The sequence below is a fragment of the Gallintestinimicrobium propionicum genome (genome assembly GCF_025567525.1).
GTDB lineage: Bacteria > Bacillota > Clostridia > Lachnospirales > Lachnospiraceae > Gallintestinimicrobium > Gallintestinimicrobium propionicum.
The window spans coordinates 96401-115262 of sequence record NZ_JAOQJY010000012.1 but is presented as its reverse complement, the minus strand read 5'-3'; the positions used below and the strand labels follow the sequence as shown (position 1 = coordinate 115262).

Annotated in this window: 19 protein-coding genes and 3 pseudogenes; 9 read left to right on the top strand and 13 right to left on the bottom strand. The window is 49.7% G+C overall.

All coding sequences use genetic code 11. From position 1 onward, the window contains the following. Nucleotides 1–179 (bottom strand): annotated as a pseudogene (locus OCV62_RS18480) (RNA-guided endonuclease TnpB family protein); the annotation flags it as partial. Between the two features lie 85 nt (nucleotides 180–264). Between OCV62_RS18480 and OCV62_RS18800 the strand changes: the two are divergent. Next, nucleotides 265–533, top strand: a pseudogene (locus tag OCV62_RS18800) (transposase). Between the two features lie 3 nt (nucleotides 534–536). Here the strand turns inward: OCV62_RS18800 and OCV62_RS10425 are convergent. The 3 genes from OCV62_RS10425 to gpr all read right to left on the bottom strand — a co-directional run bounded on the left by OCV62_RS10425 (nucleotide 537) and on the right by gpr (nucleotide 3138). After that, nucleotides 537–680 carry a hypothetical protein gene (locus OCV62_RS10425; protein WP_262586521.1) on the bottom strand — a complete coding sequence of 48 codons (144 nt, stop codon included), beginning with the start codon at nucleotides 678–680 and terminating at the stop codon, nucleotides 537–539. A 7-nt stretch (nucleotides 681–687) separates the two neighbouring features. After that, on the bottom strand, nucleotides 688–2088 hold the full coding sequence (gene spoIIP, locus OCV62_RS10420; protein ID WP_262586519.1) for a stage II sporulation protein P: 1401 nt from the start codon (nucleotides 2086–2088) through the stop codon (nucleotides 688–690). 138 nt (nucleotides 2089–2226) lie between these two features. Continuing rightward, nucleotides 2227–3138: a GPR endopeptidase gene (gene gpr / locus OCV62_RS10415; RefSeq protein WP_262586517.1), complete on the bottom strand. Its 912-nt coding sequence runs from the start codon at nucleotides 3136–3138 to the stop codon at nucleotides 2227–2229. Between the two features lie 395 nt (nucleotides 3139–3533). Here gpr and rpsT point away from each other — a divergent pair, with 395 nt between their 5' ends. Further along, nucleotides 3534–3797 carry a 30S ribosomal protein S20 gene (rpsT, locus tag OCV62_RS10410; RefSeq protein ID WP_021914605.1) on the top strand — a complete coding sequence of 88 codons (264 nt, stop codon included), beginning with the start codon at nucleotides 3534–3536 and terminating at the stop codon, nucleotides 3795–3797. Nucleotides 3798–3954: 157 nt separating this feature from the next. On the opposite strand, the gene udp is transcribed toward rpsT, so the two are convergent. The 3 genes from udp to trxA form a co-directional block, all read right to left on the bottom strand. Then, nucleotides 3955–4734 (bottom strand): uridine phosphorylase, encoded by a 780-nt coding sequence (gene udp / locus OCV62_RS10405; protein WP_021914604.1) that lies wholly within the window; start codon nucleotides 4732–4734, stop codon nucleotides 3955–3957. Between the two features lie 34 nt (nucleotides 4735–4768). Continuing rightward, nucleotides 4769–5665, bottom strand: coding sequence for a sugar phosphate isomerase/epimerase family protein (locus OCV62_RS10400; RefSeq protein WP_262586515.1), 897 nt, complete (start codon nucleotides 5663–5665; stop codon nucleotides 4769–4771). A gap of 128 nt (nucleotides 5666–5793) precedes the next feature. Then, nucleotides 5794–6102, bottom strand: coding sequence for a thioredoxin (gene trxA / locus OCV62_RS10395; protein ID WP_021914602.1), 309 nt, complete (start codon nucleotides 6100–6102; stop codon nucleotides 5794–5796). A 510-nt stretch (nucleotides 6103–6612) separates the two neighbouring features. Here trxA and OCV62_RS10390 point away from each other — a divergent pair. Further along, nucleotides 6613–7500: a YitT family protein gene (locus OCV62_RS10390; RefSeq protein WP_262586513.1), complete on the top strand. Its 888-nt coding sequence runs from the start codon at nucleotides 6613–6615 to the stop codon at nucleotides 7498–7500. On the opposite strand, the gene OCV62_RS10385 is transcribed toward OCV62_RS10390, so the two are convergent. The 3 genes from OCV62_RS10385 to OCV62_RS10375 form a co-directional block, all read right to left on the bottom strand. Further along, entirely contained in the window at nucleotides 7501–8814 is a 1314-nt protein-coding gene (locus OCV62_RS10385; protein ID WP_262586511.1) for an alanine/glycine:cation symporter family protein, read from the bottom strand. Nucleotides 8815–9065: 251 nt separating this feature from the next. After that, nucleotides 9066–10304: an aminopeptidase P N-terminal domain-containing protein gene (locus OCV62_RS10380; protein WP_262586509.1), complete on the bottom strand. Its 1239-nt coding sequence runs from the start codon at nucleotides 10302–10304 to the stop codon at nucleotides 9066–9068. Between the two features lie 191 nt (nucleotides 10305–10495). After that, complete coding sequence (locus OCV62_RS10375; RefSeq protein WP_262586507.1) at nucleotides 10496–11461, bottom strand: hypothetical protein; 966 nt, start codon at nucleotides 11459–11461, stop codon at nucleotides 10496–10498. Between the two features lie 115 nt (nucleotides 11462–11576). Between OCV62_RS10375 and OCV62_RS10370 the strand changes: the two genes are divergently transcribed. Continuing rightward, nucleotides 11577–12596, top strand: coding sequence for a Gfo/Idh/MocA family protein (locus tag OCV62_RS10370; RefSeq protein ID WP_262586505.1), 1020 nt, complete (start codon nucleotides 11577–11579; stop codon nucleotides 12594–12596). Nucleotides 12597–12703: 107 nt separating this feature from the next. Here the strand turns inward: OCV62_RS10370 and OCV62_RS10365 are convergent, their stop codons facing one another. From OCV62_RS10365 to OCV62_RS18470, 3 genes and pseudogenes are all read right to left on the bottom strand, one after another. Next, on the bottom strand, nucleotides 12704–14071 hold the full coding sequence (locus OCV62_RS10365) for a sodium-dependent transporter (protein ID WP_021914596.1): 1368 nt from the start codon (nucleotides 14069–14071) through the stop codon (nucleotides 12704–12706). 239 nt (nucleotides 14072–14310) lie between these two features. Beyond that, nucleotides 14311–14661, bottom strand: a complete 351-nt coding sequence (locus OCV62_RS10360) for a chalcone synthase (RefSeq protein WP_262586501.1) — start codon at nucleotides 14659–14661, stop codon at nucleotides 14311–14313. Nucleotides 14662–14712: 51 nt separating this feature from the next. Further along, nucleotides 14713–14883: pseudogene (locus OCV62_RS18470) on the bottom strand (site-specific integrase); the annotation flags it as partial. Between the two features lie 254 nt (nucleotides 14884–15137). Here OCV62_RS18470 and OCV62_RS10350 point away from each other — a divergent pair. From OCV62_RS10350 to OCV62_RS10330, 5 genes are all read left to right on the top strand, one after another. Further along, nucleotides 15138–15659, top strand: coding sequence for a DUF5720 family protein (locus OCV62_RS10350; RefSeq protein ID WP_006861269.1), 522 nt, complete (start codon nucleotides 15138–15140; stop codon nucleotides 15657–15659). A gap of 30 nt (nucleotides 15660–15689) precedes the next feature. After that, complete coding sequence (locus tag OCV62_RS10345; protein WP_033141606.1) at nucleotides 15690–16562, top strand: DUF6017 domain-containing protein; 873 nt, start codon at nucleotides 15690–15692, stop codon at nucleotides 16560–16562. 72 nt (nucleotides 16563–16634) lie between these two features. Continuing rightward, on the top strand, nucleotides 16635–17618 hold the full coding sequence (locus tag OCV62_RS10340; protein WP_033141605.1) for a toprim domain-containing protein: 984 nt from the start codon (nucleotides 16635–16637) through the stop codon (nucleotides 17616–17618). A 16-nt stretch (nucleotides 17619–17634) separates the two neighbouring features. Further along, nucleotides 17635–17919, top strand: coding sequence for a helix-turn-helix domain-containing protein (locus OCV62_RS10335; RefSeq protein WP_033141604.1), 285 nt, complete (start codon nucleotides 17635–17637; stop codon nucleotides 17917–17919). Then, entirely contained in the window at nucleotides 17920–18834 is a 915-nt protein-coding gene (locus tag OCV62_RS10330; RefSeq protein ID WP_242856402.1) for a hypothetical protein, read from the top strand. The last annotated feature ends 28 nt before the right edge of the window (nucleotides 18835–18862 follow it).

Here is an 18862-nt window from a genome sequence, read left to right as displayed (position 1 = left end):
CGTAAAGTAGAATACAAAACCTTATTGAGCGAAAACTGCTTTAAGTCATGAGTACGGAATACATAGTCTGAAACATAATTACAGGCATTACGATAAACAGACATAGTTTCATCAAGCAAAACCTTATCTGTTTCATCTACGACTATTTGAATTTTAGCTGTAATAGTCATTTGTTCCATATATGTACTCCTTTCATAGATATTTCACTAAATATATTATATAATAATAATTAGTGAAAATCAATGTTTTGAGGTGACGTGAATTATGGATAATAGATACAATCGTCATAACAGACGGAAATACAGCCTTAAAGTAGATATAGTTCTAGTAACCAAATATCGTAAACAATTACTCAAAGATTCTATCGCTGATGATGTTAACGATATTGCTAATACTTATGGCACAAATATGGTTCGTTTCTGTCTAAACAGTATTGGAAGAAAAAAATATTTTGGTCAGACGGATATTTTGCTTGCAGCATTGGAGAAGTATCGTCAACTACCATACAAAAATATATTGAGAATCAGGGTTAACGATTAAAGATTTACAAGGCTCCTCCCACCACCTAAAGGTAGTGGGTTTCCGCCTATGGCAAACGAAAGGGTTTTATTTATGAAAACTCCAACGCCGTTATGTGCCCATCCGCCGGGCATTGCAAAACGGGAGACTATTATTCTCATTTTACTCTCATCCTTTCTCCGGATCAAGCGTAAAATCTGTTTTTCCCGACAATTCCAGATCCAGCATCTGCGCCAGTGGAACACAGGAATTCATACACTCCTCATAGGTGTTGGTCTGCGCCCCCATTTCAATCAGCAGATACCTCTGCTTTAAGTGCATATTGTAACGGTAGCCTTTCAAGTAAATCCTGCGGGTCAGCCCCGGGTAATACTCGTTGCACAGCACCTGCATCTGGAACGAAAATGCGAGATTATCCGCAATATTTTTATTCGGAAGCGAATCAATGTCCCCGAGCCGTCTCGTTCTGGACAGTCCGTTGAAAAACATGAAGCGCGCCATTTTTTTGCCGCCGATCTCCGTAACGAGCCGCGTTCCTTCTGCCACTTCGTCCCGGTGCAGGTCGATCACCACCTCAATCGACGGGTTTTCCTTCAAAATCGCTTCCAACGCCGGAAGGGAATTGGAATAGGCATAATCCCTTTTTTCCACGTCATACTGTCCCATATGATGCATCACGTTATAGCCATACTGTTTGCGAAGAATTTCCGCCAGCACCTCCCCGACGCCCATAATTCCGGTCTGCGCGTTTCCCGGAATCGAATCGGCAAAGGCTTCCTGCGAATGGGTATGATAAATCAAAATCTGCGGCTGGTCGTCCGTCCGCTTCTGTACGGAAAGCACCCTGCCAAGCAGCGCCTTTTGATTCAGCTGCGTCTCGTCCGCCGCGGTTGCCGGATCGATCGCATAAAATTCCCGCACCAGCGCATCATAACTCGTAAGCTCCGACCAGTTGTAGGTACGCTGCTTCTCCGGAAGAGAGGCTGTAAAATCGCCGATGCCGGAGCTATTTGCTGTGTCGCCGGTTTCGTTTTGACTATCGCCAGGTCTGGTTTCGATCCCGCCGCTGCCTTGTCCTTCGCGGTCGGATGCAGCACTGCTCCCATCGGTTTCGCTGCCGTCCGCCACGCCGTTTTGTCCGCTTTTTCCTCCGCCCGCCTGCTCATTTTCCAACCGCGCAAGCTCTTCAAGCGATAGGTCCCTGCCATCCGTCGGCGCATTTTTTTCTGTATCGTCACCGCTCATCCCGGTGTATTCGTCCCTTCCTTCCGCCAGCAGAATCTTTTCCACCATATCAGAATTTTCCTGCGCCAGCTGCGCGGTTTTTGTTTTGCTCTGATAACCAAGAAACGGAAAAATCCATCCGGACACAAAGAGCCTGCCGTTGTCCCCTGCCGCTGCGATCACCGGACATAGGGCATTTAAAAGCTCCAGCTCTGCATTCTCCGTCAGAAGCTCCCTGAAATTTCGTTCCTCTGCGCGCGGAAACGCCAGAAAAACAATTCCGGCTATCACAATGGCGATTACTGCCCGATATCTGTTTTTTTTCGGTCTGTCTTTTTTCCCCATGCTGCAATATATGCGCACAGGAAGGCTGGAATCACTTTTCCTGACTCAGCACCTGATTGGTTCGCCATCACTTTTCCTAACCAAGCACCTGACTGGTTCGTAATCACCCTTCCGGATTCAATGCCGGTTGGTTCGCAATCACCCTTCCGGGTTCAGCGCCCGGTTGATTCCATTCGACACGATTTCGCTCAGATACAAAATTGTCTCATCGATGTCCTTTCCGGTCACATACATATTGTTCAGACCGGACAGTGCCTGCGGATGCTCGCGATTTTGAAGCAACGCAGAATCGTTTTCCTGTTCCATCTCCCGCAGCGCGTCTCCGACGATTGTCGCAGCATCCACTACCGTCGGCACACCAATCGCAAGCACCGGCACTCCCAGAGATTCCCCGGTCAGCGCATTTCTGTGGTTGCCGACCCCTGAACCCGGATAGATTCCTGCGTCACTGATCTGGAACGTCCTGTTTAACCGCTTTGTACTACGCGCCGCAAGCGCATCGACAACCAGCACCAGATCCGGCTTTGTCTCCTTCACAACGCCCCGCACGATTTCCGCACTCTCCATGCCTGTCTGCGCCATTACACCGGGGACAAGACAGCTGACGCGGTTCATTTTTTTCCGGTTATACGCTGCAGCGCCAAACTCGAGAATGATGTGCCGGTTAATAAACAGTCTGTCCGCCACCCGCGGTCCCAGCGCATCCGCCGTCACCTGCCGGTTTCCAAGCCCCACGACCAGCACGGATTTTTCAGTCTCCAGATCAGGAATCAGTTTCTGCAGCTGCATCGAAAGTTCCTTCGCCACCTCCTGCTGATACTCCTCCTCGTCGTTTCCAAGCTGTCCGGCTTCCAGTGTAACGTATGTTCCGATCGGTTTCCCCATAATTTTTGCGCCATTTTTCGTCTCTATTTTTACCCGCGTCACCAAAATTCCCGTTTCCGGTCTGGTTTCCTCTTCCAGAATTACCCCGTGAATCTCAACGCCGGACTCCCGAATCCGTTCCCCCTCTTCCAGTGCAAGATCTGTTCGAACGACAAAAACGCTCATTCGCATTCCCTCCTTCTAAGATTGTGTTTCTTACAGTTCACTCGCGCCATTCACAATACAATAGAATGCTCGCTCCGCGAACATTCTATTGTCATGAACCGCGTCTTCGACGCTCTCCGCTGCTTCGCAGCTCATTTTTACTCATAAAGTGGCTCTCCCTTCGTACCTTTTTGTAAGCAGATTTTCATGCGAGCATGAAATCTGCTTACAAACGGTACGAGTGAACTGTAAGAACTATATTCCCATTTTTTCCAAAAATCCAGAAAATATCTATTGACAGAATTCTTTTCATCCAATAGAATACATATGTATGTTTGCATTAGAACGTCCGTGTCCGGCTTTAATGTAATACGATACAGCACACATTTTTGGGTTAATTCATTGGAGGTATCATCGTGGCAAATATTAAATCTGCAAAGAAGAGAATTTTAGTAAACCAGACCAAGGCTGAAAGAAACAAAGCAATCAAATCTTCTGTTAAGACCGCTGTTAAGAAGGTTCGTGTTGCAATCGAAGCACAGGACAAGGAAGCTGCAAAGGCTGCACTGCTGAACGCAACCACAGTTATCGACAAGGCTGCTTCCAAGGGCGTATATCATAAAAACACCGCTTCCAGAAAGGTTTCCCGTCTGGCTAAAGCAGTAAACGAAATCGCTTAATTTTAAAACGAATGAAACAGAATTAAAAAATTCTGTATGAAAAAGAGCAGTTCCCACCGTCACGGGAACTGCTCTTTTTGTTATGGTGACATGGAAAATACTCTGTGCAGAACAACATCCATCCCTGATTACGCGGCTCAACAGACAGATCCCAGGCTCACAGCTTCGTCATGCGATCCTGTGCGATCAGCTTTTTCAGTGCCTCCACGCCGACGCGCACCGCCATGTCTGTGTCGTGGACGACCGGGTTAGAAAGTCCGAGCACTTCCCGCTCCTGGTTTGCCATCGTCAGAAATACCGCGCCGCAGCGCACCCGAAGATACTGCGCCACGATAAACAGCGCCGCGGATTCCATTTCCGATGCAAGGCATCCCATCTTTTTCCACGCGCCCCAGTGCTGCTGCAGCATGTAATCCACCGGCATGACCTGCGGCTCGTGCTGTCCGTAAAAGGAGTCCTTGCTCTGCACAACGCCCGTATGGAATCGGATTGCCTGATCCCGGGCTGCCTCTCGCAGTGCGCAGATCACATCCAGGTTTGCGACTGCCGGATATTCGATCGGAGCATATTCCCGGCTCGTCCCCTCAGCCCGTACCGCACCGGTTGCAATGACCAGATCGCCGCTTTGTACCTCTGTGTCAATGCCGCCGCAGGTTCCGACGCGGATAAACGTATGCGCGCCCGCTTTGAACAGCTCTTCCATCGCAATCGCCGCAGAGGGACCGCCGATGCCTGTCGAGGTCACAGAAACGGTCTCGCCCTCCAGCGTTCCGGTATACGTCACAAATTCCCGGCTGTCCGCAATCAAAACCGGATGTTCAAAATATGCGGCGATTTTTTCACACCGTTTAGGGTCTCCCGGCAAAATGACATATTTTCCAACCTGCCCGTTATGAATCTGCAGATGATACTGCATTTCTTCTTCCGCATAGTGCATACAGATCCCCCTTTCCGGACAATCTTTATCAATTCTATAAATTTGCCATCCAAACGCCTGCTTCATAGGCGCGCTTTAAGTAATGTGCGCAGTCTTCCCCTTCCGGCTTGGAAACTTCCATCACGAAAGGCTGCTCGTAAGCGGACGCCCGGACAAGCTTCATGGTTTCTTTCCAGTCAATGCTGCATTCCCCCGGCAGACGATGTGCGTCTCCGCAGCCATCTTCTTTTCCCCAGCCCCTGTTGTCATGTAGGTGCTGGCAGAAGAAACGGTCTGCATAGCGGGTTGCCAGCAGCTTGATGAACTCGTTGCCGCCGACAAGGTTTGCATGTCCGGTATCGATGCACAGTCCCAGAAAATCTGCGGGATAACGTCCAAACAGATAATCAAACTGCTCGATCTGATCTTTTGCAGAAGCTTCAAACAGGTTCTCCAGACAGATCTTCACCCCAAGCTCCTTACAATAGGGCTGCAGCTCATCCAGAGACTTGCATGCCTGCTGATAGAAAAGCTCTTTGGTTTCCGGCTTTTCTTCAAAGCTCTTTGTCGGCAGATACATATGCAGCACGATCTCCTTGCCTCCCAGCACATGAACCAGCTCCACACGGTTTTTAATCAGCTCGACGCCCGCGATACGGTTCGGCTCCAGCTCAGACAGGTAGTCTTTTCTGCCATGAGGTGCCTCTGCATATCTTTCTACAAATCGGCGGCTGCCCTTCGAAGCATGCAGTCCTTTTTCTTTCAATCCAAGCTCGTCCATCCAGCTGCGGATCTGCTCCATTTCGCTGCGGGCGTACAGATAATCCCCATCCCAGTCAAAGCACCAGTGAATGTGCGTAAAGCCAGCCTCTGCGATCTCGCGGAGCTTGTTTTTGATTTCTTCCAATTCCCACGGCTCGTTTGCAAAATCTGTGCTAATTCCCAATTCCATGTTATTTCCCTCTTTCCCCTTTGTATCTATGCGGCATATCCTGCCGCTTTGCGTGATGCCATTTCATTGTACTACGACAGCGGCTGAAAGCAAGCCGTTTCCTGTAACAAATGCTTTGTCACAACGCCTTATGCCAGCGCCTTTAATTTGCTTTCCAGCAGATCTTTGCTCTGTACGCCGACCATGCGCTCTTTTTCTTCGCCGTTTTTGAAAATAATCAGAGTCGGAATGTTCATCACATGATAGCGCTCTGCAAGCTCACCCTCGTCGTCCACATTGATTTTGCCGACGTTATAGCCTTCCTCTGCCAGCTTTTCCACTGCAGGTCCCTGCATCCGGCAGGGTCCGCACCAGGTTGCCCAGAAGTCTACCAAAACGGGGCCTGCCGCCTGCAGTACCTCTTTTTCAAAATTATCCACGGTAATATTTTTAGCCATATTTTCCTCTCATTTCTGCGCACATTTTTTTGTACATGCCGAGTTTGTGTCAAGTGCGCACAGACACAAATCTCGCGATTGAAAAATTCTATTTTTCATAACTGTTCAGTCCCCTCACAGTTACGCGCAAAAATCCATTCCAAATCGGCTGTGCCGATAGGATTTTTGCCTTCCAGCCTAAGTTTTCTTACGGTCAACGCAGTAAATGCGCAGACCTACGGAACAGTTACTATTTTTCAATCTTTATTCTATTCTGTTTATGATACCAGAGTCAACAGTTCGAAAAACCTCCTGCAAGCACACTTGCGTCGGATTTCCGACCTTTTGACCCTGATATCAGTATATCCACAAATTGTACTTTTTTCCATAACAAAGTCATAATCTGTTTACTTTTTTGCATTCGAACGCTATAATACAAAAAGAATTTTCGGAAGCGGGATGTGTGGGGTTCACATATCCCGCTTTTTTTGTCGCTTTACTGTATTATCACATTGAAAGAAGGAAACTGCCATGTCACCCAAGCTGCACCATACGTTAAAAAATCTGTTCCGGATTTTCCTGATTCTGTTCGGAAACGCCCTATATTCCCTTGCAGTCGTCGCCTTTATCCTGCCATCCGGCATCATCACCGGCGGCACGACCGGTCTGGCCCTCGCATCTGCGCACTGGTTCCATACGCCGATCACAGCGTTCGTACTGTGCTTCAATATCCTGACCTTTTTACTCGGATTTTTTGTGCTCGGCTGGAAGTTTGCCGCGACTACGCTTTTGTCCACATTCTTTTACCCGATCTTGCTCGCATTCTGGCAGCAGTTCCCGGCGCTGTCCTCCCTGACGAAGGACGCAATGCTCTGCACGATCCTCGGCGGAATGATGATCGGTGCCGGCATTGGCATTGTCATCCGTGCAGGCGCATCCACCGGCGGTATGGACATCCCGCCCCTGATTTTAAAAAAACTATTCCATCTCCCTGTTTCCGCAACGCTCTATGTGTTTGATTTTTCCATCCTGATTCTGCAGATGTTCTTTTCCGACATCGAAGAAAGTCTTTACGGCATTTTGCTCGTCATGATCTATACCTTTGTGCTGGACAAGGTTTTAGTCATCGGCACCCATCAGGCGCGCGCCGACATCGTCAGCAGTCATTATGAAGAAATCCGGCAGGCAATTTTTACCCGTCTTGACCGCGGCTGCACCCTTTTAAATGCGACGACCGGCTATCTGCAGACCGATCAGCCCGTCCTGATGACCGTCGTTTCCCGCCGCGAAATGGCTTCCCTGAATCAGATTGTCATGGAAATCGACCCCCATGCCTTTTTGATCATCAGTGATGCAAACGAGGTCAAAGGCTCCGGCTTTACCAGCACCAAAATCCATAAAAAGAACCCGAACCTCTGATCAGTTCCGGGTCTTTTCCACAATCAGCTCTTTCAATTTCCACAGACACCAAAGGTTTGGAACCGCCATGCAGGCATTGCATAGGTCCGATAGGTTCCAGACCAGCTCCAGCGAGCAGACGGATCCGAGATATACAAACACCATGTAAATCACCTGAAATACCGTTACACCTCTCTCGCCCCACAAATACCGCGCCGCACATTCCCCATAAAAGCTCCAGCCGATAATCGTCGCAAATGCAAACAGCACCAGGCAGAGCGACAAAAGATCCTCCCCCGCAACCGGCAGGTTCGAAAATGCAACAAAACAATATTCATCTACAGCAGCCGCCCTGTAAGGAGCGGCATTTTTTACCATATCGCTCAAAATTGCAAGCGCCGTCACCGCGCACATCACCAGCGTATCCCAGAACACTCCCGTCATCGAAACCAGCCCCTGATCCCGCGGAGATAGCCCTTCCGCCGCTGCCGCCGTCATCGGCATCGAGCCCATTCCAGCCTCGTTTGTAAAAAGTCCCTTCGCCATTCCGGTGCGAACCGCCATTTTCACTGCAGTCCCTGCAATGCCTCCGATCACCGCTTTTTTCGAAAAAGCAGACACAAAAATCGCCTGAAGCGCCGCCGGAATCCATGCTGCATTTTTTACCAGCAAAAACAGACAGCTACCCAGGTACAGCACGCTCATCACCGGAACCAGGCAGGTACAAACCTTCGCCGTTTTTTTCGCTCCTCCGATCAGGATGCTGCCCGCCAAAAGCGCCGCTGCGATGCCGATCCAGTGTACAGACACCGGAAGCCTGCGAGAAATTACCGCTGTCAAGGAATGCGCCTGCACACCGCTTCCGACGCACAGCGCCGCCAGCACGGTAAAGACGGAAAAAAGAACCGCCAGCAGCCGATTGTGCAACAGCTGCTCCATTACATACATCGGTCCGCCATAAAAGCTTCCGTCTGCCCGCTTTTTCCGGCACGCTGCGGACAGCACGCTTTCCGCATAGCAGGTCGCCATCCCGAAAAAGCCGCTGATCCAGCACCAGAAAACCGCCCCGGGTCCTCCGATCGCAATTGCACTCGAAATTCCGATGATATTTCCGGTTCCGATTGTCGCCGCCAGGGCGGTTGACAGTGCTTCATAGGGTGACAGCCCTCCTGATCCGGCAGAGGACAGGCTTCGGCGCAGTCCATCCGGCAGCTTCCTTTGAATAAAGCCCAGTCGAATTGTAAAATACAAATGTGTCCCGGCAAGCAGCACCAGCATTGGAAAATTCCACAAAAGGTCGCAGACTGTCCGCACCGCGTCATTGAATCGTTCCATCCTGATTTCCGTTTCAGACAGCCTTTCGCCGCACGTTCCGGTACCCGGCTGTCACAGTCGTTTTTTCTTTTCCAATATATGACGCAGGATGTTTTTTCTATGAATATATAAAAAGAATCCTGCAAAGCAGGATTCTCCGCCTGCGGCGGGTCGCGCAAGCGACATTCTTCCATTCCGCTGCAGTGCGATCCGCGCGGAGCGTTTATTATCGTATAGGAAACGAAGTTTCCTATACGATGAATAAATACGCATCAACGATTCTGCATGAACCCTTCGATTTCATCCGGGTCGCGGATAATCTGCTCCGAAAGGACTTCGCATCCGTCCTCCGTAATCAGAAGGTCGTCCTCGATTCGGATGCCGATTTCCCATTCATCGATGTACAGCCCCGGTTCGTCGCTGATGACCATTCCGGGAAGCAGCTTATCGTTCTCCAGCGTGTTGACATCGTGCACGTCGATTCCAAGATGATGGGATACGCTGTGCATGTAGTAAGTGCCGATCTCCTCCTCGTTTTCAATCAGACCGAGACGGATACATCCCTCCGCCAGCACCTTTTTGCAGACGTCATTCAACTCCCGAAGCGTCATGCCGGGCTTTGCCGTTTTTGCGATCGTCCGGTTTGCTTTCAAAACGACCTCATAAACCGCCCTCTGCTGCTGCGTAAAATGCCCGTTTACCGGATAGGTTCTCGTGATGTCCGCACAGTAGCCCTGGTATTTTGCGCCCAGATCCATCAACAGCAGCGTGCCGTCCTCGCAGATATCCCGGTTGGTTTCGTAGTGCAGCATTGTACCGTTTGCACCGCTTCCGGCAATCGTCGGGAACGAAGTTCCATCCGCGCCCTGATACATGATCTGATATTCAAAATCCGCCTGCGCCTGATATTCCGCCATGCCCGGTTCCAGATGCTTCATCACATACTGCAGTGCATTGTCAGTGATTCCGATCGCCGTTTTGAGCTGTGCGACCTCGTCTGCATCCTTCTGCATCCGCATCTGCGCCACATACGGGAATAGATTTCTGATCGGATGTCCCGGATACAGCGCTGCGTATTCCTTCGCCTTTACCGCATTGTAATCCGGCAGATCCTCTTGCTGATGGCGATAACAGTCAAAATACAGGCTTTTGACATCCTCGCGGGTCATCATCATATCGAACACCCCGTCAAAGCTTTCCAGGAAACGCACATCTTCGATCTGGCTAACCTCTTTTGCCTCATCGACCGTCACCTTCCTGCCATACCAGCGCTCCTGCGTCGGGTCAGCCTCTTCTATAAATAGGATTTCCTTCGGATCGCGTTTTGTCTTTTTCATGAGCAGAATCATCCGCTCCCGGCGCAATCCCGTCAGATAAAAGAAGTTGCGGTTCGCCTCAAACGGCGCGTACTCGTCCGCGCTCACATGTGTTTCAATTCCAGAAAATAAAATCAGTGCAGCATTTTCCTCCATCTGATCGAACAGCTGCTGTCTTCTTTTTAAAAAATTCATCTTTCCCTCTCATTTCTGCGCACGCTTTTTGCGCATGCCGAGTTCGTGTCAAGTGCGCGCAGACACAAACCTCGTGATTGAAAAATTTTATTTTTCAACCTTTTCCTACATTTTGCAGACGCCCTCACGTCATGCACTTTGCGGACGCAAACGCGATCCCGCTTCTTTCATGTATCGGATAAATTCTCCGTTCAGTCGTTCTCTTCCAGCTCCTCCAGATTCTCGTCCGACGCAGACGAACCCATCCATGCCGCGACTCCAAAAATCAGAAGCACCGTTCCGACCGTAATCCATAATGTACTGTCCGAATGCATCCAAATCGCCGCAAATCCGCCGATTTCCAACGGAATAGCCGCGATTTTCAGCCCCCAGAACCGCAGTTTTTCCACATCGTTCAACTGCTGATACGCCTGCTTCTGGGCCACCACAGACGCTGCACACATAATAAAAATGTTGCCGGAGGCTTTGTGTCCTCTTAACAACCACGCGATTCCAAAACAGATCGCCGCCAAAAACCATCCAACAATCAGCAGCAGGAAGCTGTCGCCTTCAACGAAATCCTCCACATACTGATAGAAATCATCTTCTGTCCCGTAAAAATAGAGATATGCGTGTCCCTCGGACGGCTTCTGCACCGTCACTTCACCGTTTCCGACAAGCGCTACCGCCGTCAGCTGCGCATCCTCTCCCAGTCCCCAGATCTGATAACGGGTATCTCCATTTTTTCCGCCCGGGTAAAATTCGTCAAACCATTCCAGACCGCGAACATTATCCTCCGTCAGCTCTGTCTGATCGTCCAATGCAGCTGCGACATGATCGCCCCGGACTGTATAGCTGCCACCATCCTCTTTTTCCCAGCCGGAAGAATCCTCATCCTCTTCTTTCTGATAGACCCATTTTTCCACTTTCAGATAATAAAACTGCCCATCCAGAAACTTTCGCGGATCGGAAACCAGATCGCCGGTCAGTGGAATCTGCGTCACCACAACTTCCTGCTGCGTGTCCTGATTTTTCCATTCCTCCAGATCCTGCATGGTGACAACCGGCGCGTCATAAAGCGCCTGCGCACGCGCACTCGTATCTTTCGTATCAGCTGCGCAGAACACAATTCCCGCAAGTACAAAAAATATCCCCAGTCCGATAAAAAATTTTTTCACAATCCGCTCCTTTCCATAGCTGCTCTATTTCGGGGTGTCCGTCAAAAAAAGAATTGAAGCCTCTTGCATTCCTGTCTTATACTGATAGTACCTGATAATATAGGAGGGCTTCCACATGATCCGTTTCGCTGTAATCGGCACAAACACCATTACCGATAAATTTCTCCAGGCAGCCTCTGCACTGCCTGATTTCAAGCTCTGCGCTGTCTATTCCAGAACGCTTGCGCGGGCGCAGGAGTATGCACAAAAAAATAACGTTTCGCTTGTCTTTGATTCTCTGGAGGCGTTGGCCAACTCAGACCAGATCGACGCAGTCTACATCGCCAGCCCCAATTTCTGCCATGCGGCCCAGAGCATCCTGATGATGCAACACCACAAGCATGTGCTCTGTGAAAAACCAATCGCCTCCAATGCTTCGGAATTTCAACAGATGTATGACACTGCCATAAAAAATCAGGTCATTCTGCTCGAAGCCATGCGCTCTGTCTTTTCTCCGGGTTTTGCAGCGATCCGTTCCTTGCTGCCTGTGCTTGGAACAATCCGGCAGGTAGATTTTTCTTTCTGTAAATATTCCAGCCGCTATGACCATTTCAAAGAGGGGATCATCGAAAACGCTTTCCATCCTGCACTTTCCAACGCTGCCCTGATGGACATCGGCGTTTACTGTGTCCATCCGCTCGTCTCCCTGTTTGGCATGCCGGCTTCGATTCAGAGCAGCAGCATTTTCTTATCCAACGGCTTCGAAGGCGCCGGCACGGTTCTTTTACAGTACCCGGATATGCAGGCAACGCTCCGGTATTCCAAAATCTCGGATTCGTATCTGCCATCCCAGATTCAGGGAGAAGCCGCAACCCTGCTGATCGATAAAATTCAGGATCCCCAGCAGCTCACGCTCCTGTTTCGAGACGGTCATACCGAAAATCCGAACATTCCAGCTGTTTCCAACAACATGGTCTACGAAGCAGCTGAATTTGTCCGCTTAATCGACCAGCTGCAGCAGGCGCTGGAAAATGACTCAGCGGATGGGATACCTTCCCTTATCCGTCATTCCTGGCTGAAGGCATCCTGCCTCGAGCTCGAAATCATGGACACCGTCCGCAGGCAACAAAAAATTCTTTTTCCGGCAGACCACTGAGGTCTGCCGTTTTCATTCATGACAATAGAATGCTCGCAGAGCGTGCATTCTATTGTTTCGGGAAGAGCCTTCTCCACCATAAGCAGCGGTAAAATGCACCTTTCTTTTTACATTGAAATCCACCCAAATGCATTTGCCACGGAGCTGATCAAAATGATCGTCGCAAAGATCGGGCATAAATACCGAATCATCACGTTAAAAATCTTCTTTCTCCGAAATGCGCTCTCGCCGTGCATAACTTCTTCTTCGATGCTTTTTGTTCCAACTACTTTCGACACGAGCAGACAGGTCGCAATTGCTGCGATCGGCATCATAACAGAGTTTGTCAGAAAATCAAAGAAATCCAGAAACTGCATTCCGATCAGCTTTACCCAGGACAACGGACCGTATCCCATACAGGATAAAGTCCCCAGACCCAGCATGATCACGCCAACCAAAACAACTGCCTTCCTGCGTCCCCAGTGAAGCTCATCCTCAAAGGTAGACACTGCACTCTCTGTCAGTGCAATCGAGCTTGTGATCGCTGCAAATAACACGAGTACGAAGAATAAAATTCCAGCTACTGTTCCAAATCCCATGCTTGCAAACACTTTCGGAATCGTAATAAACATCAGCGCAGGTCCTGCCTGCAGCGTCTCTGGATCTCCGCCGGAAAAGGCAAATACTGCCGGGATGATCATCAGGCCCGCCATAATTGCGATGGCTGTATCGAATACTTCTACATTTCTCGTCGAATCCTCAATCGAAACATCTTTTTTCATATAGGATCCAAACGTGATCAAAATTCCCATAGCAATCGACAGGGAATAAAACATCTGTCCCATCGCCGCAACCACAGTCATCCAGGAAAAATTCTTCACATTCGGTACCAGAAAATATTTCACACCTTCCAGTGCGCCCGGACGCGTTACCGAATAAATTGCAATAATCACGGACAACACGATCAGAATCGGCATCATGAATTTCGATACGCGCTCGATTCCGTTACGCACACCCGCATAAATGATCGCCAGCGTAAACAGCGCAAATACCGTAAAACAGATTTCCGTAGATGCTCCGTTTGAAATAAAATCGGAAAAATAGCCGTCTGCTGCCAGCTTCTGACCATTTCCTTTGATATATTCAACCAGATATTTGATGACCCAGCCACCGATTACGGAATAATACGGTACGATCAGCACAGGAATGATCGCATTGATCCAGCCGCCTGCAGACAGCCATTTCGATTTGCCGAAAGAGGAAAAGGCTCCGACCGGGCTCTTTTTCGTCATGCGCCCAATCGCGGTTTCCGCTACAATCATGGTATAGCCGAAGGTCAACGCCAGCAAAATATAAATCAGCAGGAAAATGCCGCCTCCGTACTTTGCTGCCAGATACGGAAATCTCCAGATATTTCCCAGCCCAACAGATGCTCCCGCAGCCGACAGGACATATCCGAGTTTGCCGGAAAAGCTGCTTCTTTTGTTATGTTCCATTTTCAGTCTCTCTCCTTTTTGTGAAATACGTTTTTACTATACCATACTTTCATCAAAAAGGATTCCTAAATTTTCGGAGTATTTTTATGCATTTATGCGGATTTTTTCTTTTCAACTGCCGATCTGATGCGTCCGGATACCCTGCTTTTTCTACGACAGCATCTTCATAAAATAGTTTTCGTAGAAAAATACAAAGACAAAAAAAGATAAAACGTTGTAGGGGGAAGTATGGGCATAGATTATGTGGGATGCACATGGGTAAAGCTCCCATTTAATATCTTTAAAAGCTGATCCTTTTTCTTTCGATAGAATCTGGTGCGTTTCATGTATCGTGGAATTCGAATTCCATAAATACGCATAAATTCCAACACCTCTGCTAAATCAAAGGATTTTCTATCTGACCAATCCGTGTATCTTCTATGCTGAATCAGCCATACACCGATTATATAATAATCCAATGCGTCCATATCATCTTCACTTTGGATATCATGACCACAAAAGAAACGATAGTCTATCGGTGCTTTTACGTAAAGATTATGCAAGCGTTCACTTGATGCTTTAATATCTTCTCTCGTCCAATGCTTATACATTTGTTATTCCTCATCAGCGTAAGTGATTTTGCTTTAAATTATAATTTGTGTTTACAGTCCCGATAATGTTCTCATAACCAGATCAACATCTTTATTTTCAAGTTCTTGAATGATATGCAAATATGTTTTTTGTGTTGTCGTCATGCTGGCATGTCCCAGGCGCCTGGCAACACTGGCAATGGATACACCCGCAAACAGCAAAAGTGACGCATGCGTATGCCGTTACGGTATAATAACGACAAACGGAAAAAGCCTTTATTTTCAAGGGGTTTGAGCGTTTGCCGTCATTTATTCAATTCCTTTTCCAAGTTGAAATGTGACGAGAAAATCATCGAAAAAAGGAGGTTGTTTCATTAACGACAAAATTTAATAGTGCCAGCGGTCCGGTATTGCCGGATCGCTGATTGCCGTGGGCGTTTCACTTTTACAGGTGGGCGCCCTTTTTCATACCCATTTTCAGGAGAAAGGAGATTCACATGGAATTAAACGAAATGGAAAAACGGCTGCTGTTTCAGGTTGAAGGTGACTATCAATCCAAAATTCTGAATGAGCTTTACATGACCGCCCGGTACACAAAGAATCTCGAACAGCGGAAGGCAGCGGAAAATCTGATGGAAAAGTTACGCGTCCTGACGGATGCCGAGTGCATGGACATCGTGCGGGATATTCAGAAGAATTACCGTCTGCCCTACCCGCCCCGGACGATCGGGGAAAAGATTGCCGAGGCCAGACAGCAATCCGGCGCAGAGAAATTGAAGGGGCATGACATCATGGCGCTGGAACGCTTTGACCCGGAGGTAAGGCACATGATTGTCTTTGATGTGCTGTCTTATGATTCCCCTGTGGGTGACAGGGGCGATAAGATGCGCCTGTTCCTGACGGATGCCGGCTATCAGAAATTCTTAGACAGCCAGGAACGGGGCGAAGTCAAACTGAAAAACCATGCGAAGGTTTCAGGCGGGCACCTCCACTATGACCGCAGGGACCGCGCCTTGTAACGGAAATAACCGGAGAAAGGAGGCTGTGAAATGGCTGTATTCCGGGTAGAAAAAACGAAGGACTTCACGATCATGTGCAACCACCATCTGCGCAATACGGAACTGTCCTTAAAGGCAAAGGGGCTTCTCTCCCTCATGCTGTCGCTGCCGGAAGATTGGGATTATACCACAAAGGGACTCGCCCATATCTGTAAGGACGGTGTGGATTCGATCACTACCGCCCTGAAGGAGCTGGAGCGGCACGGGTATCTCACCAGGCAGCGCCTCCGCTATGAGAACGGGCAGCTCGGAGATATTGAATATACCATCCATGAAAAGCCTGTAAACGCTGAAAAACAGACGTTTCCACCTAAACGGGAAAATCCAAGACAGGTAAATCCAGGACAGGCAAAACCTGAACAGGTGGAACCAGGACAGGAAAATCCCGCACAATTAAATACTAATCCACAAAGAACTAAAAAATCAAAAACGGATATATCAAGAACCCATCAATCAATCTATCCAGCAGAGCCGGAGGCGGCAGGCCGCCCGGATGGGATGGATCGGATTGGATTGATAGACGCATACAGCAAAATCATCAAAGAAAATATTGAGTATGACTGTATGGTCTCCCGGTATGGGAAAGAACGCTTAGACGAGACCGTGGAGCTTATGCTTGAAGTGGTTTTATCCAAACGCCCCTTTATCCGTATCGCCGGGGATGATTTTCCCAGGGAGGTGGTAAAGGGCCGTTTCCTGAAGATCAATTCCGACCACCTGGAGTATGTCTTTGACTGTATTGACAAGAACACTACAAAAGTCGGGAATATCAAGGCATACCTGCTGGCGGCGCTGTATAATGCCCCGGCAACAATGGACAGTTATTACCGTGCCGAGGTCAACCATGACCTGTACGGCTGTTAGGCGCCTCTGGGCGTCTTTTTTCATCACGGAAAGGAGGCGGGGCACGATGAAAAGAAATACTGTGCCGGCACGATGCCCGGCGTAACCAAAGAACAGATTCAGGCGGCGCGGGAGGCGGACCTGTTCGCATACCTGCAGTTCCATGAGCCTGGGGTACTGAAACGGGACGGGCCCAATTACCGGCACAAGGAACATGACAGCCTGATCTATGTGACCGGGAAAAGGTACTGGTACTGGAACAGCCGGGGCCGGAGTATCAACGCCCTGGATTATCTGATCCAGATTCGGGGCTATGGGCTGGTGGATGCGGTCCATACGCTGGTAGGCGGAGAAATCCAGCAGGCACCGGCCTATCGGAGTGCAACAGAAAAAGCCCATGTGCAGAAAGAACCGGAGAAGAAACCTTTTTCTCTCCCCTGGGCCAGACGGTGTGCTACCTCTGCTGTTTCCTATTTACAGCGGCGCGGGATCAGCTCTGATGTGATTGGCCGGTGTTTCCGGAAAGGGCTGTTCTATGAGGCACGGTATCATGGCGAGCCGGTCTGTGTGTTTGTGGGAAAGGATGAAGCCGGCAAAGCGAAGTTTGCCTGTATGCGGAGCATTACCGGCAATCTCAGAAAAGATGTTTACGGCAGCGACAAGGAATACAGCTTCTGCTATCCACCGAGGAATCCGGGCAGCCGCCATGTGGCGGTCTTTGAGGCACCCATTGATGCCCTCTCCCATGCCACGCTGCAGGAATTGGAAGGCTGGAAATGGGACGGCTACCGGCTGTCTTTAGGCGGCACTTCCCATGTGGCGCTGACTGCATTTTTGAAACGCCACCCGGAAATCCGGCGCGTCAGCCTCTACATGGACAATGACCTTGGAGGCCTTAAAAATGCCAGGAGGATCAAGGCAATGCTCCATGAAGATCAGCGGTTCAAACATATCCGGGTGGGGATCAACCCGCCCCGTATAGGAAAGGACTACAACGAAATGCTGCTCCATGTTACGAAGAAAATGAAAGACCATCAACAACAATGCCGCCAGAAACAGGCAGCTATTTCAATTTGACAGGAGGATTTTAGAAATGATGAACACAGAGAACACCGCTTTACAGATGATTGCCGAAGCTGCCCGGTGTCCGGACTATGGCCCCGACATGGTTAAGGCGCTGATGAAAAAGCTGGATATGAACGAGAAAGGCTTTGCACTTCTGATGAACGTCGCCCCTTCCACGGTCCGGCTCTGGACCAGCGGTGCAGCGCAGCCATGCGGAACAGCAAAGCGGCTCATGCAGATTTACGAGACCGGGCCGGAGATCGTCGGCAAGATTGCCGGAGGGCAGCCGCCGGCAGATGGGAGGAATCTATAAATGGCACCGGTCACTATGAAAGATGATGCGCTTCCGCAGATTCACTTAGTCCGTGATACAGATTTAGGCGTATTTGCCTATGAACTCCATATCCTGGCCGGGGATTTCCTGCGGGAAAGTGAATTCAACCTGCGCTCACTGGCAACCAACACCGGGCCGGATTCTATCGCTATCATGGGAAAAAACCACATATGGATTGCTGATGCCCTGTCTGCCTACTATCCCACAGGAGAGCTTTACCGGATGGCCGCCATGACGGAATACCCCGGCGCCAGGGCTTTCCTGTTCCACACAGAGCGTAAGGAGGACGGACGGCTGTACGGGGATGTCCTGATGACGGACCTTGACACGCTGCGGCAGGACATAGAACGGAATACCCTCTACCCTTACGGAGTCAACATGGAATACCGGGACGGCACGAAGGCGGAGGCAGGCATTGAAAAATGGGAGGCAATGGAACTATGCGAAAAGGACGCCCTGAAAACCTGGCGCTACCTCTATGCGCCGGAGCAGGTGACGGAATGGCAGCACCACTATTCCAACCTGTTCAGCCAGTGGAAGGCACAGGCATTTTCCTATATGCCCCAGGATTTGGAGGAACGTCTGAATGTGGAGTATATGGAGGAGGCGCAGAATCCGGACACAGATATGTACCGCATACCCCTGGGAACGGCGAAGCAGTTGCTTCTTGACGGGGCTTCGGTCTACCGCCTCCTTCCCGGAGGGGCGGAAAAGATTGCGCCTATTGCGGCTGTCCGGGCGGGCCTCTGGTATGAGCATTATCGGGAGTTTGCCGTTACCCCGGAGGACCTGGGCGCGCTTGACCGGCTGGTCCGCAGGGAGACAGACCGGCTCATGAGAATACGCCCGCAGCTTGATAAATCACAGGAACGCCGCCCTTCCCCGGAGCGGTGATTTTTTATGACAGACTGGAGGTGATATT